Raw genomic sequence first — 17,302 nt, 5'->3', positions numbered from 1 at the left:
GTGGGGAGACTACCCGAACTTGGGCAGCAGCTCCGGCGACGTCGTCGAGGGCATGACGCGGTAGGTCTTGAGCACCTGGGTCATGGCCTTCTGGAACGCGGTCGCGTTGGCCGCAGACGATGTTACCTTCGTCGGCTCGTCGAGGGTGACGACCACCACGTACTGCGGGTCGTCGGCCGGAGCGAAGCCGACCATCGTCGTGTAGTACACGCCGGCCTTGTAACCGCCGTTGACCAGGTCCGCCTTCTCGCCGGTGCCCGTCTTGCCGCCGATGCGGTACCCGGGGATCTCCACGGTCTTGGCGTACGGAGCCTGCAGGAACACGTTCTCGAGCATCTCTCGCATCTGCGCCGAGGTGCTCTCGCTGATGACACGCTCGGGCTCGGCCAGTTCTGGCTCGACGACGGTCCCATCGGGCTTGGTGCAGGATTCGATGATCTGCAGCGGCATCTTGACGCCGCCGTTCACGATCGCGCCGTACGCGCGGGCGAGCTCGGGCATCGTGGTGGTCACACCCTGCCCGAACGCGGTGTTGTAGGCGGTCTGAGCGCCCCACTCCTCGACGGGATGGATCAGGCCGTTCGCCTCGAGCGGGTACCCGCTCGAGGTGCCGTCACCGATCCCGAACTGCTTGAAGTAGTCGTAGCGCGTCTTCTTGTCGACCTTCTCGCTGAATTTCGAGATGCCGGCGTTCGACGAGTCGATCAGCACGCCGGTGAGCGTGTAGGTGTATGCCGGGTGCTGGAACGAGTCGCGCACGCGCGCGCCGTTCGGGAAGTTCTCCAGCCCCGATGCCACGACGGTCGAATCGGGCGTCTGCCCGCCGGCGTCGATGACGGTCGCGGCGGTCAGGCCCTTGAACGTCGAACCGGGCTCGAAGGTGCCGCGCAGGATCTGGCTGGTGCGATCGTCGGCCGGAGTGGCATCCACGTTGTTCGGGTCGACGGTCGGGTACTCGGCCGCCGCGCGCACCTTTCCGGTCTTCACCTCGTACACGAGGATCGAGCCGTGCTGCGCGGCCATGTTCTGCGTCTGCTCGGCGATCAGCTGCTGCAGATACCAGTTCAGGTCACGGTCGATGGTGAGCTGCAGCGTGCCGCCGTCAGCCGCCGGCACCTCGGTCTCGGTGCCGGGGATGACGACGCCGTCCTTGCCCCGCTCGTAGAGGCGCTCGCCGTCGGTTGCCGCGAGGCAGTCGTTCTGCGACAGTTCGAGACCTTCCAGCGCTTCGCCGTCCGTGCCCATGAACCCGACGAGGTTTCCTGCCACGGCCCCGTCGGGGTATGCGCGCGCCGGGTGGGAGACGCAGGTGATGTAGGGCATCTTCAGGTCGGCCAGGGCGCGGAACTGCTCGGTCGACACGCCGTTCTTGAGCTCGGCGTACTGGGTGTCCGGGTCATCCGCGAGCGCGGTGCCGACGATCGCGCGGACGTCCTCGGGCGTCTGCCCGGTGATCTCGGCGACGTCGTTCGACACGTCGGCCCACAGCCGCGACTCCGACTTCTCCTCCAGCACATCCGCGTCGGTCTGCGTGATGAGCAGCGGATCGAGCTGGCAGTCGTACCGCAGGATGCTGCCGGCCAGCGTCTGCCCCGTCTCGTCGACGATCGAGCCACGGGTGCCGTACAGCGTCTGCTTGCCCGCGAACGCGGTGTCGAGCGAGTCCTTGATGTGGTCGTCGGCGTTCACGACCTGGATGTCGACGAGGCGGATGATGAATCCGGCGAGGACGGCGAGGACGACGGCGAGGGCCACGACGGTGCGGCGGCGGGGACTTCTCGTGCTTCGTGTCGTCATGTGCGTCTCGTGCTCTGGTCTCGCGTTCTCGTGTCGACCGCCGGCGATGCCGTCGGTTCAGTGTGTGCTCGGGGTGGGCAGTCCGTCTGTGAGCGGCGGCGGAGTGTTGCCGACTCCGCCGTCCGGCGTCTCGGCGATCTCGACGGGCACACCGTCGATGGTCGCGTCGGGGACGGTGACGAGGGGCGTGTCGGTGATGAGGGCGTTCGCCACCGCGCCGCGACCGATCGCGTCCACCGACGACGACCCCATGGCCACTTCGGACGGACCGAGGATCGCGCCGTCGCTCAGCCGCAGGTAGCTCGGCGCCTCGTTGATCACCATGCCGAGGGCGGCGGCGTTCGCCGCCAGATACTGGGGCGAGCTGAGCCCGGCGACATCGTCGTAGAGGATCTGCTTCTCGTAGGTGAGGTCACGCTGCTCCTTCGACAGAGCGGCGAGCTCGTAGGTGCTCTGCGTCGTCATGATCGACAGCGACATCTGCGCGGCGGCGATGAGGAACGCCCCCATCACGGCGACGATCCCGTAGAAGAGCTTGGGTCGACGCCGGCGGGCGGGCGCGTCGACGACCTGCAGGCGCCGGCGCGGGGCATCCGATCGATCCGGGGCGGCACTGCCGACCGGTCGGCGCGCGGCGGAGCCCGAGAGCCCGGCCGCTGTCATGGCGTTCGCGATCGTGCTCATGCGGCACCCTCCGCGTGCTCGGGCCTCACGCGCTCAGCGGCGCGGAGGCGCACCGGCGTCGCACGCGGGTTGACCGCGCGCTCCTCGTCGGTGGCGAGCTCGGCACCTTTGACGAGCAGTCGGAATCTCGGGGCGTGCTCGGGGAGTTCCACGGGAAGACCCGCCGGCGCCGTGGACGCCGATGCCTCAGCGAGGGCGCGCTTGATCAGCCGGTCCTCGAGGGACTGGTATGACAGGACGACCATGCGGCCGCCGACCGGCAGGATGCCGAGGGCCGAAGGAATGGCGCGCTCGAGCACCGACAGCTCGCGGTTCACCTCGATGCGCAGCGCCTGGAACACGCGCTTGGCGGGATGCCCCGTGCGCTGCACGGCCGCGGGCGTCGCCGCCTGGAGGATCTCGACCAGCCGGCCGGAGCGCTCGATCGGCTCCTGCGCCCGGGCGGCGATGATCGCGCGGGCATATCGGCCGGCCAGCTTCTCCTCGCCGTACCGCTCGAAGATGCGGCGGAGATCCCCCTCGCCGTAGGTGGCGAGGATGTCGGCCGCCGTCGTGCCCGCCGACTGGTCCATGCGCATGTCCAGCGGGGCATCCTGCGCGTACGCGAAGCCGCGATCGGCGACATCGAGCTGCAGCGACGAGACCCCGAGATCGAACAGGATGCCGTCGGCCGCGGCGAAGCCGCTCGAGGTGACGGCATCCGCGATCCCGTCGTAGACGGTGTGGACGAGCGTGATGCGATCGCCGAAGCGCGCCAGCCGCTCCCCCGCGATGCGCAGCGCATCGGTGTCGCGGTCGAGACCGACGAGGTGGAGGTTCGGGAAGCGCTCGAGGAATGCCTCGGAGTGGCCGCCCATGCCGAGCGTGGCATCGACGAAGACGGCGCCGTCGTGCTGGAGGGCGGGTGCGAGCAGCTCTATGCAGCGCTCGAGCATGACCGGGGTGTGGATGTCGCGCAGGTTCATGATCGTCGGGGCCTCTGCGGGCTCCGCCCCCTGGATCCTGATCCCCATCCGCTCTGACCTGGCACCGGGGAAGTGGCGACAGGGCGGGAGCGGCTGGGAGTCGGGGTCCAGGCGACAGGGCGCGTCAGAACAGGCCCGGAATCACCTCCTGCTCCAGCTCGGCGTATGTCTCTTCGTTGGCCTCGGCATAGGTGTTCCATGCCGTGGCGTCCCAGATCTCGGCGTGAGCGCCGACGCCGGTGACGACGAGGTCGCGCTCCAGGCCGGCGTATGCGCGCAGCGGAGGGGGGATCGTGATGCGGTTCTGACTGTCGGGCTTCTCGGCACTGGCACCCGAGAGGAACATGCGCAGGAAGTCGCGCGCCTGCTTGTTCGCGAGCGGGGCCTCACGGATGCGGTCGTGCACCCGTTCGAACTCCTTCTCGCTGAACACGTACAGGCAGCGATCCTGTCCGCGCGTCACGACGACACCCCCACCAAGGTCATCGCGGAACTTGGCCGGGAGGATGACGCGTCCTTTGTCATCGAGCTTGGGTGTGTGCGTGCCCAACAGCATCGGTACATCACACCCCCTTCGTCCGGCCCCCCCGGGTTGTTCGCCACTTTACTCCACTCTCCTCCACTTTGCTACTAATGGATCGCCCGACGCTCCCCCGCGCCCCCTTGCCGCGGTCCTCGACACGGCTTCCGGGCAACAAAAAAAGCACCGACCCGAAGGTCGGTGCTTCTCGTGCGGACTCAGCCGGCGGCGGCGCTCAGCGCTCCCCTTGCCGCTTGTCCCATCGGTCGTTCATGCGGTCCATGAACGAGGAGGCATTCTGTGGTTTTGCGGGTCGGTCGGGCTCGGCCGGTATCTTGCCGGGGCCGCGACCCGGCGTGACGGCGAGGAGGACTCCGCCCAGCATCACGACGAAGCCGATCACACCGACGACGATCAATTGCTGCGAGACCCCGACGATCAGACCGCCGAGCCCCAGCAGCACGAGGACCGTGCCGTAGACGATGTTGCGATAGCTCAGGGTGCGTCCGTCGCGGGGCGCGCTGACGACATCCGCGTCGTTGCGCATGAGATGGCGTTCCATCTCGTCCAGCAGGCGCTGCTCCTGTTCGGAGAGTGGCATGCATCCCCCTCTGTACTTCGGTGGCTCGATTGTACGCGTGCCGTTCCTCACTAGGCTAGGCCCGTGTCCGCACCCGCAGAACCGATCGAAGCCATTTCCCAGCGAGTGGACATCTTCATCTCGGCTCAGCGGGAGTCCGTGACGGATGCCGGCGCCGAGGCGGCGCGGTTCGTCTCGGCCGCGGCCGATGCGGCGACGGGCGGCAAACGGCTCCGCGGGCGCTTCTGCATCGCCGGGTGGAGGGCTGTGGAGGAAGCGTCGGCCCGTGCCGGCGACGCTCCCGACCCGGTCGTGGCAGCGGCCGCGGCGCTCGAGGTCTTCCACGCCGCCGCCCTCGTGCACGACGACGTCATCGACAATTCGGACACGCGGCGCGGCCGCCCTGCGGCGCACCGTGCCCTCGAGGCGGGGCACCGCGAGTCCGGGTGGCGCGGCGATGCCGACGCATTCGGCCGGTCGGGTGCGATCCTGCTCGGCGACCTCCTCGTCGCCTGGAGCGATGACCTCCTCGAAGAGGGGCTCGCCGAGACGTCGCCCGACCGCGCGGCGGCCGCCCGCCGCGAGTACGCCCTGATGCGTCGCGAGGTCACGCTCGGTCAGTTCCTCGACATCGCCGAGGAGTCCGCCTTCGTCACGGAGCCCGACGAGCGCCACGCCGAGCGGGCGCTGCGCGTGGCCTCGTTCAAGTCCGCCCGGTACAGCGTGCAGCAGCCGCTCGCGATCGGCGCGGCGCTCGCGGGAGCGGACGCCGCGCAGGCAGCCGCGCTCGCCGCGTTCGGGCACCCCCTCGGCATGGCGTTCCAGCTGCGCGACGATGTGCTGGGCGTGTTCGGCGACGAGGCCGCCACCGGCAAGCCCTCGGGCGACGACCTGCGAGAGGGCAAGCGCACGGTGCTCATCGCGTATGCGCGCGAGGCTCTCGCTCCCGGCGCGCGCCGCCTCGTCGACGAGCTGATCGGCGATCCCGGCCTGGATGCCGGGCAGATCGCGTCGCTGCAGCAGACGATCGTCGAGACCGGCGCGCTCGACCGAATCGAGCGCCTCATCGCCGACTACGCGCACGAGGCCGATCGCGCCCTGTCGGGAGCACGGCTCGGCAATGCTGCCGTCGGCGAGCTGCGGGATCTGGCTCGTGCGGCGACCGTCCGCACCACCTGAGCACCGGCCCTTCGGCACCCCGGAGCGGTGCGGCTGACGCTGCCGCTCAGACCACGGTGCGCGCGACCCGACGGACCTCGCTCTTGCGACCGGCGAGCAGAGCCTCGATCGGCGACATTCCGATCGACTCCTCGGGGCTCAGCAGCCAGTCGATCACCTCGTCGTCCGAGAACCCCACGTCATGGAGCACGAACACGGTGCCCCGCAGCGACGGCAGCGGGTGCCCGTCGACGATGAAGACGGCCGGGACCTTCAGGACGCCGTCGCGCTTGGATCCGACGAGGTGGAACTCGTCCAGCAGCCGGCGCACGCGACCGAGGGGTTCGCCGAGCACCTCCACGAGGTCGGGAAGGGTGAGCCAGTCGGTCTCGAAGCGGGGCGCGTCAGAGGTCACGAAAGCAACTATCTCAGATCGCAGCGAGGCCGAGCCCATCGCACTTCAGCCACTTCTGTCACACAGGCCTCTTCTTATAACAGGCGTTGACACCATATGACTTCCGTGACACGGTTTTCGGAGTCGACTGAGGGGGGAAAACTCGTGCGACAGGTGCGGAGTACCAGGAAGAATGTCCATCGGAGCGCCGCCTCGCGGATGCTCGTGGCCGGGGTCCCGGCGGCCGTCGCCGGCTCGATCGCGCTGACGCTCTCGGCCGTTCCCGCGCATGCCGCGCCGACGGATGCCGCCGCTCAGAGCGCCGACCACGTGCTGCGCGGCATCCGCTCCGCAGGCCCCGCAGTGGCGACCGTCTCGGTGCCCAGCGCGCTCGCCGGACCTGCGGAGGGGATCGCCGCGCACGCGGCGGTCATCGCCGCTCCCGCCGTCGCCCGCGTGACCGCTGAGGCCGCACCCGCGACGTACACCGTGCAGCGCGGCGACACCGTGAGCCGCATCGCCGCCCGCTTCGGGCTGCGCACCGCCGACGTGCTCGCGCTCAACGGCCTGGGCTGGTCCTCGACCATCTACCCGGGGCAGGTACTGAAGCTGGCCGCGAGCGCCGTCGCCGCACCCGCGCCGGCGAGCCCTGCAGCGGCACCCGCCGACGGCTCGTACACCGTGCAAGGGGGCGACACGGTCGGCGCGATCGCGAAGCGCCACGGCGTCACCACCGACGCCGTGCTGTCGGCCAACGGGCTCGGCTGGTCGTCCATCATCTACCCCGGCCAGACGCTCACGATTCCCGGCGCCGCGGCGCCCGCCGCATCCGCCCCTGCGCCGGCCCCGGCGCCCGTGCCGGCTCCCGCTCCGAGCGCGCCGGCCGCCGGCACGCACACGATCTCGGCGGGCGACACGGTCAGCGCGATCGCGAAGCGGTACGGCGTGAGCATCGATGCCGTGCTGTCGGCCAACGGGCTCGATCGGTCCTCGATCATCTACCCCGGCCAGACTCTCCGGATCCCGGCATCCGCTTCCTCCGTGCCGGGGCTGACCTCGGAGCAGGTGGCCAACGCGCAGCTGATCGTGCGCATCGGCCGCGAACTCGGGGTGTCCGACCGCGGCATCGCGATCGCCCTCGGCACGGCGATGCAGGAGTCGTCGCTGCGCAACGTCACGTGGGGCGATCGCGACTCGCTCGGCCTCTTCCAGCAGCGCCCGAGCTACGGCTGGGGCGCCGAGGCGGAGGTGCAGGATGCCGCGCGCGCGACCCGCGCCTTCTTCGGCGGCCCGGGCGACCCGAACGGACCCCGCACGCGCGGTCTCCTCGACATCGCCGGATGGGAGGGCCTGACGTTCACGCAGGCCGCCCAGGCGGTGCAGATCTCGGCCTATCCCGACGCGTACGCGAAGTGGGAGGCGCCGGCGCACTCGTGGCTCGCTGCGCTCGGCTGATCCGGAAGCGTCACATTACGATCTCGCGGGGTGAGGCGCTCCGCTTCCTCGCAGGCCCGCGTCCGTAGACTCTCAGCGTGAGCACGAGTCAGCAGACGGACCCGCTGATCGGCCGTCTCGTCGACGGCCGGTACCGGGTGCGTGCTCGCATCGCCCGCGGCGGGATGGCGACCGTGTACGTCGCCACAGATCTGCGCCTCGAGCGGCGCGTCGCCCTCAAGGTCATGCACGGCCACCTGAGCGACGACACCGTGTTCCAGAGCCGGTTCATCCAGGAGGCCCGCGCGGCGGCCCGGCTGGCCGACCCGAACGTGGTGAACGTGTTCGACCAGGGTCAGGACGGCGACATGGCGTACCTCGTCATGGAGTACCTGCCGGGCATCACACTGCGTGAGCTGGTGCGCGAGCAGCGGCGGCTGACCGTGCCGCAGGCGGTGTCGATCCTCGACGCCGTGCTGTCGGGGCTCGCCGCCGCGCACAAGGCCGGCATCGTGCACCGTGACGTCAAGCCCGAGAACGTGCTCCTCGCCGAGGACGGCCGCATCAAGATCGGCGACTTCGGGCTGGCCCGCGCCACGACCGCGAACACCGCGTCGGGCGCGCAGCTGCTCGGCACGATCGCCTACCTCGCTCCCGAGCTCGTCACGCGCGGCACCGCGGACGCCCGCAGCGACATCTACGCCATCGGCATCATGCTCTACGAGATGCTCACCGGTGAGCAGCCCTACAAGGGCGAGCAGCCGATGCAGATCGCCTTCCAGCACGCGACCGACTCCGTGCCGCGGCCGAGCGTCAAGAACCCCGGCGTGCCCGAACCCCTCGACGAACTCGTGCTGTGGGCGACCGAGAAGTCGCCGGATGAGCGCCCGCTCGACGCGCGCGAGATGCTGCAGCGCCTGCGCGACATCGAGCGCGAGCTCGGCATCTCCCCCGTCGTCGCGCGCACCGGTCCGATCGGCATCGTGCGCGACGACGCCACGGCCACGGGTGAACTCACCGCCGTGCTGCCGGGCACGCCGACCGGGCCCACCGCCGCGATGGAAGAGGTCGACAACGCCGGCCGCCTTCGCCGCGCCACGCAGCGCCGCCGCTCGCGAGGCGCCTGGCTCATCGTGCTCGTGCTGCTGCTCGCGGCTCTCGCGGGCGGCCTCGGGTGGTGGTTCGGCTCGGGACCCGGATCCCTGGTGGCTGTCGCCGATGTCACGGGGAAGACGTTCGACGAGGCATCCGAGATCCTCGCTGCGGACTCCCTCGTCGCCGTGCAGCAGGGCGAGAACAGCCTCGAGGTCGCCGCGGGGCAGGTCATCCGCACGAACCCCCCGCAGGGCACACGCGTCGACAAGGACACCGAGGTGAACGTCTTCGTCTCGCTCGGTCCGGCCGAGGCCACCTTCGCGTCGTTCGCCGGCATGTCGGAGGCCGACGCCCGATCGGCCTTCACGGCGCAGTCCGTCTCGGTCGCCGACGACAGCGCCGCGTTCTTCACGGATGCCGCCGCCGGGACCGTCATCGGCGCCTTCGTCCGGCCCGTCGGCGCACCCGACGACGGTTCGCAGGACGTCCCGTGCATCGACGGGTGCACCGTGCACCAGGGTGACAGCGCCCGGCTCCAGGTGTCGCTCGGCCCTCTGCCCGACGTCTCGGGCGAGAGCGAGGGCAAGGCCCGCAGCACCCTCGAGGGCCTTGAGCTGGTCGTCGCGGACCCGAGCCAGACCGAGGCGAGCGACTCGGTCGACGAGGGCCGCGTCATCCGAGTCATCGGCAAGGAGGACGGCGGCTGGCTCGCCCCGGGCGACACCGTGACCCTCGTGGTGTCGACGGGTCCCCCGTTGTTCGCCGTGCCGGATCTCGTCGGCATGACGCTCGCCGAAGCCCGCAACGCGGCCACCGATGCCGGCTTCACCATCGACTACGACGCCCGCTGGGATGCCTTCCCCGACCCGTTCACGCAGGTCGAATCGCAGAAGCCCGACGCCGAGGACCTGGAGCCCCGCGGCACCGTGATCTCCCTGCGCATCGCCGCTGCGCTCTGACCGCAGATACAGCGAAGATCCCGGATGCCTCGGCCGAGGCATCCGGGATCTTCTGCGTGTGTCAGGCGCGGGCGGTGAGCTTCTCGAGCTCTTCGGCGACGAGGAAGGCCAGCTCGAGCGACTGCATGTGGTTCAGGCGCGGGTCGCAGAGCGACTCGTACCGCGTGGCGAGGGTGGCCTCATCGATGTGCTCGGAGCCGCCCAGGCACTCGGTGACGTCGTCGCCGGTGAGCTCGACGTGGATGCCGCCCGGGAAGGTGCCGACCGCGCGGTGCGCCTCGAAGAAGCCGCGCACCTCGTCGACGACGTCGTCGAAGCGACGCGTCTTGTAGCCGGTGGGCGTGGTGATGCCGTTGCCGTGCATGGGGTCGGTGACCCACAGCGGGGTGGCGCCGGAATCGCGCACGGCCTGCAGGAGCGGCGGCAGCGCGTCGCGGATCTTGCCCGCGCCCATGCGCGTGATGAACGTGAGACGGCCGGGCTCTCGGTTCGGGTCGAGCTTGTCGATGAGCGCCAGCGCCGTCTCGGGCGTCGTCGTCGGCCCGAGCTTCACGCCGATGGGGTTGCGGATCTTCGAGAAGTAGTCGACGTGCGCGCCGTCGAGATCACGGGTGCGCTCACCGATCCACAGGAAGTGCGCCGACGTGTTGTACGGCGTGTCGGTGCGCGAGTCGATCCGCGTCATCGGCCGCTCGTAGTCCATGAGCAGGCCCTCGTGACCGGTGTAGAACTCGACGCGCTTGAGCTCGTCGAAGTCCGCGCCGGCGGCCTCCATGAACCTGATCGCACGGTCGATCTCGGTCGCGAGACGCTCGTACTGCTGGTTCGCCGGGTTCTGTGCGAAGCCCTTGTTCCAGGAGTGCACCTCGCGGAGGTCGGCGAAGCCGCCCTGCGTGAACGCGCGGATCAGATTGATGGTCGACGCCGCCGTGTGGTAGCCCTTCAGCAGTCGCTGCGGGTCCGCCTGGCGCGAGCCTTCGGTGAAGTCGTAGCCGTTGACGATGTCGCCGCGGTAGGCCGGCAGCGTGACATCGCCGCGCGTCTCGGTGTCGCTCGAGCGCGGCTTGGCGAACTGACCCGCCATGCGACCCATCTTCACGATCGGCATCGATGCGCCGTACGTGAGCACGACGGCCATCTGGAGCACCGTCTTGATGCGGTTGCGGATCTGCTCGGCGGTCGCCCCTGCGAAGGTCTCGGCGCAGTCGCCGCCCTGCAGCAGGAACGCGCGGCCCGACGCGGCACGGGCGAGGCGGTCACGCAGGTTGTCGACCTCGCCCGCGAACACCAGCGGGGGCAGTGTGGCCAGCTCAGCGGATGCCGCGACCGCCGCCTCGGCGTCATACCACTGGGGCTGCTGCTTGATGGGCAGGGTCCGCCAGTGGTCGAGTGCGTCGAGCTGCTGAAGCATCCCTCGAGTCTAGCCGTGACGAGGTCGGCGCCGGCGCCGCGTGACGCCCGTTCGCCGGGCGGTCAGCGAGTCTTCTTCTTGAGGCGGTCCTTGACCGTCGACGCGTAGACGTCCTCGTACTCCTGCTCGCCCAGCCGCTGCAGCGCCACCATGATCTCGTCGGTGATCGAGCGCAGGATGTAGCGATCGCCCTCCATACCCGCGAACCGCGAGAAGTCGAGGGGCTCGCCGACGACGATGCCCACCCGCACGATGCGCGGGATCGTGGTGCCGATCGGCATCATCGTGTCGGTGTCGACCATCAGCACCGGCACCACCGGGACGTGCGCCTCGAGCGCCATGCGCGCGATGCCGGTGCGGCCGCGGTACAGCTTGCCATCGGGGCTGCGCGTGCCCTCGGGGTAGATGCCGAGCAGATCCCCGCGGCCCAGCACCTGCAGGCCGGTGTTGAGCGAGGCCTCCGAGGCTTTGCCGCCGGAGCGGTCGATCGGAAGCTGACCCGTGCCCTTGAAGAACATGCGCGTCGCCCAGCCCTTGAGGCCCTTGCCCGTGAAGTAGTCGCTCTTGGCGAGGAACGACACCGGACGGTCGAGCATCAGCGGCAGGAAGATCGAGTCGACGAACGACAGGTGGTTGCTGGCGAGGATCGCGGCGCCCTCTGCGGGGACGTTGCGCCGGCCGACGATCCACGGGCGCCAGATCGCCTTGACGATCGGCCCGATGACCACGTACTTCATCAGCCAGTAGAACATCCCGCTACGCCTCTGTGCCGGCGAGGTCGGCGGCGCCGATCAGGCCGGCGTCGTTGACGAGCCTCGCGATGGCGAAGGTCGCGATCGGCCGGTCGCCGTAGCCGGGCAGCGACCGCTCGTACGCCAGGCGCATCGGCTCGAGCAGCGCATCGCCGAGCTGGGCGACGCCGCCGCCGATGACGAACAGCTCGGGGTCCAGCACCGCCTGGAAGCCGCCGCACGCCTCGCCGAGCGCGGTCGCGACGCGGCGCAGGGCCTCTGCGGCGCCGGCGTCCCCGGCGAGCACAAGTCGCGAGACGGCCGGGCCGCTGATCGAGCCGTGCTCGGCGCGGTGGGCGGCCAGGGCCGCGCCGATCCCGCCGGCGTCGGCGATCTCACCGGCCTCGCGCTGGAGCGCGCGGCCGGAGGCGTACTGCTCGAGGCAGCCGTGCTGTCCGCACCCGCAGAGCAGGCCGTCCCGGATGAAGCGCGTGTGGCCGAGCTCTGCGGCGATGCCGTGGCCGCCGCGGAACAGCTTGCCGTCGAGGACGATGGCCCCGCCGACGCCCGTGCCCATGGTGAGCATGACCATGTGGTCGACGTCGCGTCCGGCGCCGAAGCGGAACTCGGCCCAGCCGGCGGCATTCGCGTCGTTCTCGATCGTGACCGGCAGGCCGATGCCGTCTTCGAGCGTCGCCTTCAGCGGCTCGTTGTGCCAGGCGATGTTCGGCGCGTGGATGACGGTGGCGCGGTCGCGGTCGATGAAGCCGGCGGCCGCCACGCCGACGGCGGCGACCTGGTGGGTCGCGCGGAAGTACCGGGCCATGTCGACCACGGCCTGCGCGAGCGCGGCCGTGTCGGTCGGGGTGTCGACGCGGAGCTGTTCGACGATGCCGCCGTCGGAGTCGACGACGCCTCCCGCGATCTTGGTTCCGCCGATGTCGATACCGACCTTGAGCACGATCTCCCTCTCCGGCCGCCGCACGTACGACAGCGCCTTGAAGTCTATCCAGGCGGTCTTCGTCCACACCCGCCACTGTCCGGGATGTGACGGCCGATTAGACTCGGATGAGATCCACCCGAGATTCATCCGTCCGGTACCGAAGGAGCTGCCGTGGTTCAGTTCGAAGTCCCTGCCATCGTCCCCGCCGATCCGCAGGCAAACGTCACCGACCTGCTGGTCGAGCGCGTGAAGGCGACGCCCGACCGCGCGCTGTTCGCCGTGCCCGATGGCGACGGCTGGCGCGACATCACCGCGGCCGAGTTCCAGAAGCAGGTCATCGCGCTCGCCAAGGGCTTCGTCGCCGGAGGCATCGAGCCCGGAGACAAGGTCGGCTTCATCGCCCGCACCACGTACGACTGGACGCTGGTCGACTTCGCGCTGTTCTATGCCGGTGCCGTGATGGTGCCGATCTATGAGACCAGCTCGACGGCGCAGATCGCGTGGAACCTGACCGACTCCGGCGCGATCGCGATCATCACCGAATCCTCCGATCACACCGCCCGCTTCGCCGCGGCGCGCGACGAGCTGCCGCTCATCCGCGTCGCGTGGGAGATGCACAGCGGCGACCTCGACCGGCTCATCGCCGAGGGCACCGGCGTCTCCGACGACGAGATCGAGCGCCGGCGCAACATCGCCAACGGCGCCGACATCGCCACGCTCATCTACACGTCGGGCTCGACCGGGCGCCCCAAGGGGTGCGTCCTCACGCACAGCAACTTCGTCGAGCTCACCCGCAACGCGACGCTGTCCAACCAGGAGGTGTTCGCCACCCCGGGTGCGTCGACCCTGCTGTTCATCACGACCGCGCATGTGTTCGCGCGGTTCATCTCCATCCTCGACATCCACGCCGGTGTGAAGACCGGGCACCAGCCCGACACCAAGCAGCTGCTGCCCGCGCTCGGCTCCTTCAAGCCGACGTTCCTCCTCGCCGTGCCGCGCGTCTTCGAGAAGGTGTACAACTCCGCCGAGCAGAAGGCCGAGGCCGGCGGAAAGGGCAAGATCTTCCGCGCCGCTGCGCACACGGCGGTCGAGCACTCCCGTCTGAAGCAGGAGGGCAAGAAGGTCCCGCTGGGCACGAAGATCAAGTTCGCGCTGTTCGATCGGCTCGTCTACAGCAAGCTCCGCACGGCCATGGGCGGCAACATCGCCTTCGCGGTCTCGGGCTCCGCGCCGCTCGGCCCCCGCCTCGGACACTTCTTCCACAGCCTCGGCGTCACCATCCTCGAGGGCTACGGCCTGACCGAGACCACGGCGCCGGCGACCGTCAACCAGGCCCGCAAGTCGAAGATCGGCACGGTCGGCCCCGTGATCCCCGGCGTCGGCATCCGTCTCGGCGATGACGGCGAGATCCAGGTGCGCGGCATCAACGTGTTCAAGGAGTACTGGCGCAACCCCGAGGCGACGGCCGACGCCTTCGACGGCGACTGGTTCAAGACGGGCGACATCGGGGCGTTCGACGACGAGGGCTTCCTCACGATCACCGGTCGCAAGAAGGAGATCATCGTCACCGCCGGCGGCAAGAACGTCGCGCCCGCCGCTCTGGAGGACCCGATCCGCGCCAATCCGATCGTCGGCCAGGTCGTCGTCGTCGGCGACCAGAAGCCGTTCATCGCCGCGCTGGTGACGCTCGACCCCGAGATGCTGCCGACGTGGCTGTCGAACAACGGCCTGTCCGCCGACATGTCCCTCGCCGATGCCGCGAAGAACGACGCGGTGCGCGCCGAGGTGCAGCGTGCGATCGATCGCGCCAACACGACGGTGTCCCGCGCGGAGTCGATCCGCAAGTTCACGATCCTTCCGAGCGAATGGACCGAGGCCAGCGGTCACCTGACGCCCAAGATGAGCATCAAGCGCAACGTGATCCTCGCCGACTTCGCCGGCGACATCGAGGAGATCTACGCCGTGCCGGTGAACACCACGAACGTCTCGCTCTCGTAACTCCGGCGACGGATGCCGAAGCCCCGGGCCCTTCAGGGCCCGGGGCTTCTGTTCATCCGGCCGGCGTCAGAACCAGTCGGACTCGCGGATCTCGCGCATCGCGATGCGGCGCTCCTCCGGGGTGAGCCGCTTCAGGTAGAGCATGCCGTCCAGGTGGTCGGTCTCGTGCTGCAGCGCCTGGGCGAGCAGCCCCTCCCCCTCCAGGACGAGCTCGTTGCCGTCGAGGTCCATGCCCACGACCTTCGCCCAGGGGTAGCGGACCGCGTCGTGCCAGAGTCCCGGCACCGACAGGCATCCCTCGCCGATGGCCTCGGGCTCGCCCGACACCTCCACCAGCACGGGGTTGAGGACGTACCCGATGTCGCCGTCGATGTTGTAGCTGAAGGCCCGCAGGCCGACGCCGATCTGGGGTGCCGCCACACCGGCGCGGCCGGGGAGCTCGACGGTGTCGAGGAGATCGCGGACGAGGGCGCGCACGCCGTCGTCGATCTTCTCGATGGGCGCGCTGACCGCCGTGAGAACGGGGTCGCCGAAGACACGGATGGGACGAACAGCCATCGGGCGCCTCAGGCCGCCGGAGCGAGCGAACGGAGGCCTTCGACCACGGTCGCCGCGAGAGCGCGTGCGGCATCCCGCGTCGCGGGCTGCAGCTCGCGGAACACGATGGCGCTGCCGGCCGCGATGTGGGCGTCGTAGGGGACGCGCACCACGGCGCGCACGCGGGAGCGGAAGTGCGAGTCCAGCTCGTCGAGCTGTACGAGCGGCTGCCCGGGGCGTGCGTTGTTGAGCACCACGACGGCGCTGCGCACCTTGTCCGCGTACCCGTTCGTCTCGAGCCACGTGAGCGTCTCCGACGCGAGGCGCGCCTCGTCGACGCTCAGCCCGGCGACGATCACGAGCTGGTCGGCGAGATCGAGCGTGGCGCCCATCACCGAGTGCACGATGCCGGTGCCGGTGTCGGTGAGCACGACCGAGTAGTAGTGGGCCGCGAGTGCCGCGACGTTCCGGTAGTCGGCGTCGTTGAACGCCTCCGAAACGCGCGGGTCGGCATCGGAGGCGACGACGTCGAGCCGGGTCTCGTCGCGCGCGACGATGTTCGACAGGTCGTTGAAGCCGACGACCTCGGGGCTGATGCGCACCAGGTCGCGGACGGTCTTGCCGCTGTCCCTCGAGATCCGCTCGGCGAGGGTCCCCCGGTCCGGGTTGGCGTCCATCGCGATGACGCGGTCGTCGCGTGCGTCCGCCAGCGCCTGGCCGAGCAGCGCGGTGACGGTCGTCTTGCCGACGCCGCCCTTGCGGGACAGCACCGGCACGAATCGCGCGCCGCCGGTCAGCGGCGCTGCGATGCGACGGTCGAGATCCTTGCGGGCCTTCGCGCGTTTGCTGTCGCCGAGGTTGATGCGCCGACCCGAGATCGAGTAGACGAAATGCTGCCAGGCGCCCTCGGGCTCTGGCCGCACGACCTGGTGGGGGTCGAGCAGCCGGTCGGCGGTGAGCAGGTCGGCGGTCTCGCGGTCGGCTTCGAACTCACCCAGGCGCTTCGACGACAGGGTGACGTCTGCGCGCGGGAATGCGGCGCGCTCGACGGCCGAGCGCTCGACGACGGGCTGCGCCCCGGTGTGGTTCGCTGCGCGGCGTGTCGCGGGCGTCGGGCCTGTGGCGGTCTTCGCGGCAGCGGCGGCGGCCGAGACCGACGGCGGTGCGGGCGACGTCGGGGGCGCGGATGCCGCGGCCGCGGCATCCGTCGTGCCGGCGTCCTCGCCGTTGTCGGCCGGGGTCTTCGCGCTCATAGGCTCCTCCGCGGTGTCGTCGGTCGCGATGACATCGTCTCCCGTTGCGGCGTTCTCCGCCAGAGCGGCTTCGACCTCTTCCTCGGCGAGGACGATGTCGAACTCGGCGGGATCGAACTCTTCATCGAAGTCCGCGTCCTCGAACTCGACGGCGTCGAAGTCGACGACCTCGAACTCATCGACGGCAGGCTCGGCGGCGGTGGGCTCGGCGGCGACGACCGCCGCGGCCGGCTGGTCGCCGGCAGGCTCGGATTCGTGGGACTCGGGCTCAGCGGCTTCGAACGCGGGCTCGATGCTCTCCGCTGCGACGCCCGGCTCGTGCTCGACGGCGTACGCGTCCGCGTCCTCGGCGGCCACGGGGGGAGCAGCCTGCTCCGCGGGCTGGTACTCCTCGGCCTGGACCGTCTCGGCGGCCTCGAGCACCTCGAGCACCTCGTCGGCGTCGGCGATGTCCTCCTCCGGGGGCGCGGCCGCGAAGCCGTCGCCCTCGATGGTCCACTCCTCGAGGTCGGCGTTCGTCTCGATGATCTCCGCCTCGGTCGTGTCGGCCGGATACTCCGCGGCCGGCGTCGGCGCGATGACGGGAAGGTCCGCGTCGGCGGGGATCTCGATGATGAAGGGCACCTCGTCGTCGATGACGTCGTCATCGGCGAGGTCGTCGTCGGACTCGGACGGCAGCTCGACGTTCACCTGCGCCGTCGCACCACCCAGGATGCCGAGACCGGTCGTGTCGATGCTGCCCGTCTCGGAGAGCACCCCGTTCTCGGGCTCGTCGGGCGTGTGTTCGGTGCGATCGGGCGTCACTGCGAAGTTCTCCTGGGAAGACGGCGCCTGTGCCGGTGC

General features: G+C 70.1%; 15 protein-coding genes. 4 read left to right on the top strand and 11 right to left on the bottom strand.

What is annotated here, in order from left to right; all coding sequences use genetic code 11:
* Nucleotides 1-9: 9 nt before the first annotated feature.
* The 5 genes from ACI3KX_RS06570 to ACI3KX_RS06550 form a co-directional block, all read right to left on the bottom strand.
* Nucleotides 10-1,797, bottom strand: a complete 1,788-nt coding sequence (locus ACI3KX_RS06570; RefSeq protein ID WP_404908873.1) for a peptidoglycan D,D-transpeptidase FtsI family protein — start codon at nucleotides 1,795-1,797, stop codon at nucleotides 10-12.
* Between the two features lie 57 nt (nucleotides 1,798-1,854).
* Nucleotides 1,855-2,481 (bottom strand): hypothetical protein, encoded by a 627-nt coding sequence (locus ACI3KX_RS06565; RefSeq protein WP_404908870.1) that lies wholly within the window; start codon nucleotides 2,479-2,481, stop codon nucleotides 1,855-1,857.
* A complete protein-coding gene (gene rsmH, locus ACI3KX_RS06560) occupies nucleotides 2,478-3,446 on the bottom strand; it encodes a 16S rRNA (cytosine(1402)-N(4))-methyltransferase RsmH (RefSeq protein WP_349428978.1) in 969 nt (322 codons plus the stop codon). Before rsmH ends, ACI3KX_RS06565 begins: the two co-directional genes overlap by 4 nt.
* A gap of 124 nt (nucleotides 3,447-3,570) precedes the next feature.
* Entirely contained in the window at nucleotides 3,571-4,002 is a 432-nt protein-coding gene (gene mraZ, locus ACI3KX_RS06555) for a division/cell wall cluster transcriptional repressor MraZ (RefSeq protein ID WP_163620259.1), read from the bottom strand.
* A gap of 199 nt (nucleotides 4,003-4,201) precedes the next feature.
* Entirely contained in the window at nucleotides 4,202-4,567 is a 366-nt protein-coding gene (locus ACI3KX_RS06550; protein ID WP_363357554.1) for a DUF3040 domain-containing protein, read from the bottom strand.
* A 63-nt stretch (nucleotides 4,568-4,630) separates the two neighbouring features.
* On the opposite strand from ACI3KX_RS06550, the gene ACI3KX_RS06545 reads away from it, so the two are divergent.
* Nucleotides 4,631-5,725 (top strand): polyprenyl synthetase family protein, encoded by a 1,095-nt coding sequence (locus ACI3KX_RS06545; protein WP_404908865.1) that lies wholly within the window; start codon nucleotides 4,631-4,633, stop codon nucleotides 5,723-5,725.
* A gap of 46 nt (nucleotides 5,726-5,771) precedes the next feature.
* Here the strand turns inward: ACI3KX_RS06545 and ACI3KX_RS06540 are convergent, their stop codons facing one another.
* Nucleotides 5,772-6,158 (bottom strand): Rv2175c family DNA-binding protein, encoded by a 387-nt coding sequence (locus ACI3KX_RS06540; protein WP_349427750.1) that lies wholly within the window; start codon nucleotides 6,156-6,158, stop codon nucleotides 5,772-5,774.
* 159 nt (nucleotides 6,159-6,317) lie between these two features.
* Between ACI3KX_RS06540 and ACI3KX_RS06535 the strand changes: the two genes are divergently transcribed.
* Both ACI3KX_RS06535 and pknB read left to right on the top strand, forming a co-directional pair.
* Nucleotides 6,318-7,553, top strand: coding sequence for a LysM peptidoglycan-binding domain-containing protein (locus ACI3KX_RS06535; protein WP_404908861.1), 1,236 nt, complete (start codon nucleotides 6,318-6,320; stop codon nucleotides 7,551-7,553).
* 77 nt (nucleotides 7,554-7,630) lie between these two features.
* Nucleotides 7,631-9,586, top strand: coding sequence for a Stk1 family PASTA domain-containing Ser/Thr kinase (gene pknB, locus ACI3KX_RS06530; RefSeq protein WP_404908858.1), 1,956 nt, complete (start codon nucleotides 7,631-7,633; stop codon nucleotides 9,584-9,586).
* A gap of 61 nt (nucleotides 9,587-9,647) precedes the next feature.
* Here the strand turns inward: pknB and ACI3KX_RS06525 are convergent, their stop codons facing one another.
* The 3 genes from ACI3KX_RS06525 to ACI3KX_RS06515 all read right to left on the bottom strand — a co-directional run bounded on the left by ACI3KX_RS06525 (nucleotide 9,648) and on the right by ACI3KX_RS06515 (nucleotide 12,689).
* Entirely contained in the window at nucleotides 9,648-10,997 is a 1,350-nt protein-coding gene (locus ACI3KX_RS06525; protein ID WP_349427753.1) for a class II 3-deoxy-7-phosphoheptulonate synthase, read from the bottom strand.
* Nucleotides 10,998-11,059: 62 nt separating this feature from the next.
* Complete coding sequence (locus tag ACI3KX_RS06520; RefSeq protein WP_308867579.1) at nucleotides 11,060-11,749, bottom strand: lysophospholipid acyltransferase family protein; 690 nt, start codon at nucleotides 11,747-11,749, stop codon at nucleotides 11,060-11,062.
* Between the two features lie 4 nt (nucleotides 11,750-11,753).
* A complete protein-coding gene (locus ACI3KX_RS06515) occupies nucleotides 11,754-12,689 on the bottom strand; it encodes an ROK family protein (RefSeq protein WP_404908914.1) in 936 nt (311 codons plus the stop codon).
* Between the two features lie 153 nt (nucleotides 12,690-12,842).
* Here ACI3KX_RS06515 and ACI3KX_RS06510 point away from each other — a divergent pair, with 153 nt between their 5' ends.
* Complete coding sequence (locus tag ACI3KX_RS06510) at nucleotides 12,843-14,669, top strand: AMP-dependent synthetase/ligase (RefSeq protein WP_404908855.1); 1,827 nt, start codon at nucleotides 12,843-12,845, stop codon at nucleotides 14,667-14,669.
* 66 nt (nucleotides 14,670-14,735) lie between these two features.
* Here ACI3KX_RS06510 and ACI3KX_RS06505 read toward each other — a convergent pair whose 3' ends face one another.
* The gene (locus ACI3KX_RS06505) at nucleotides 14,736-15,227 is read right to left on the bottom strand and encodes a peptide deformylase (protein WP_349427756.1); all 492 of its coding nucleotides are present in this window, start codon (nucleotides 15,225-15,227) and stop codon (nucleotides 14,736-14,738) included.
* 8 nt (nucleotides 15,228-15,235) lie between these two features.
* Nucleotides 15,236-17,263 carry a MinD/ParA family protein gene (locus ACI3KX_RS06500; RefSeq protein WP_404908851.1) on the bottom strand — a complete coding sequence of 676 codons (2,028 nt, stop codon included), beginning with the start codon at nucleotides 17,261-17,263 and terminating at the stop codon, nucleotides 15,236-15,238.
* Nucleotides 17,264-17,302 lie beyond the last annotated feature (39 nt).

Source organism: Microbacterium sp. ZW CA_36, assembly GCF_044987475.1.
Taxonomy (GTDB): domain Bacteria; phylum Actinomycetota; class Actinomycetes; order Actinomycetales; family Microbacteriaceae; genus Microbacterium.
This window is presented reverse-complemented; position numbering and strand designations above follow the sequence as displayed.

Bases quoted from the DNA above. Each gene is read 5' to 3' on its own strand.
- ACI3KX_RS06570 (WP_404908873.1), bottom strand. From the start codon at position 1,797: ATGACGACACGAAGCACGAGAAGTCCCCGCCGCCGCACCGTCGTGGCC.
- rsmH (WP_349428978.1), bottom strand. From the start codon at position 3,446: ATGAACCTGCGCGACATCCACACCCCGGTCATGCTCGAGCGCTGCATA.
- ACI3KX_RS06505 (WP_349427756.1), bottom strand. From the start codon at position 15,227: ATGGCTGTTCGTCCCATCCGTGTCTTCGGCGACCCCGTTCTCACGGCG.
- ACI3KX_RS06525 (WP_349427753.1), bottom strand. From the start codon at position 10,997: ATGCTTCAGCAGCTCGACGCACTCGACCACTGGCGGACCCTGCCCATC.
- mraZ (WP_163620259.1), bottom strand. From the start codon at position 4,002: ATGCTGTTGGGCACGCACACACCCAAGCTCGATGACAAAGGACGCGTC.
- ACI3KX_RS06540 (WP_349427750.1), bottom strand. From the start codon at position 6,158: ATGGGCTCGGCCTCGCTGCGATCTGAGATAGTTGCTTTCGTGACCTCT.
- ACI3KX_RS06535 (WP_404908861.1), top strand. From the start codon at position 6,318: ATGCTCGTGGCCGGGGTCCCGGCGGCCGTCGCCGGCTCGATCGCGCTG.
- ACI3KX_RS06520 (WP_308867579.1), bottom strand. From the start codon at position 11,749: ATGTTCTACTGGCTGATGAAGTACGTGGTCATCGGGCCGATCGTCAAG.
- ACI3KX_RS06550 (WP_363357554.1), bottom strand. From the start codon at position 4,567: ATGCCACTCTCCGAACAGGAGCAGCGCCTGCTGGACGAGATGGAACGC.
- ACI3KX_RS06565 (WP_404908870.1), bottom strand. From the start codon at position 2,481: ATGAGCACGATCGCGAACGCCATGACAGCGGCCGGGCTCTCGGGCTCC.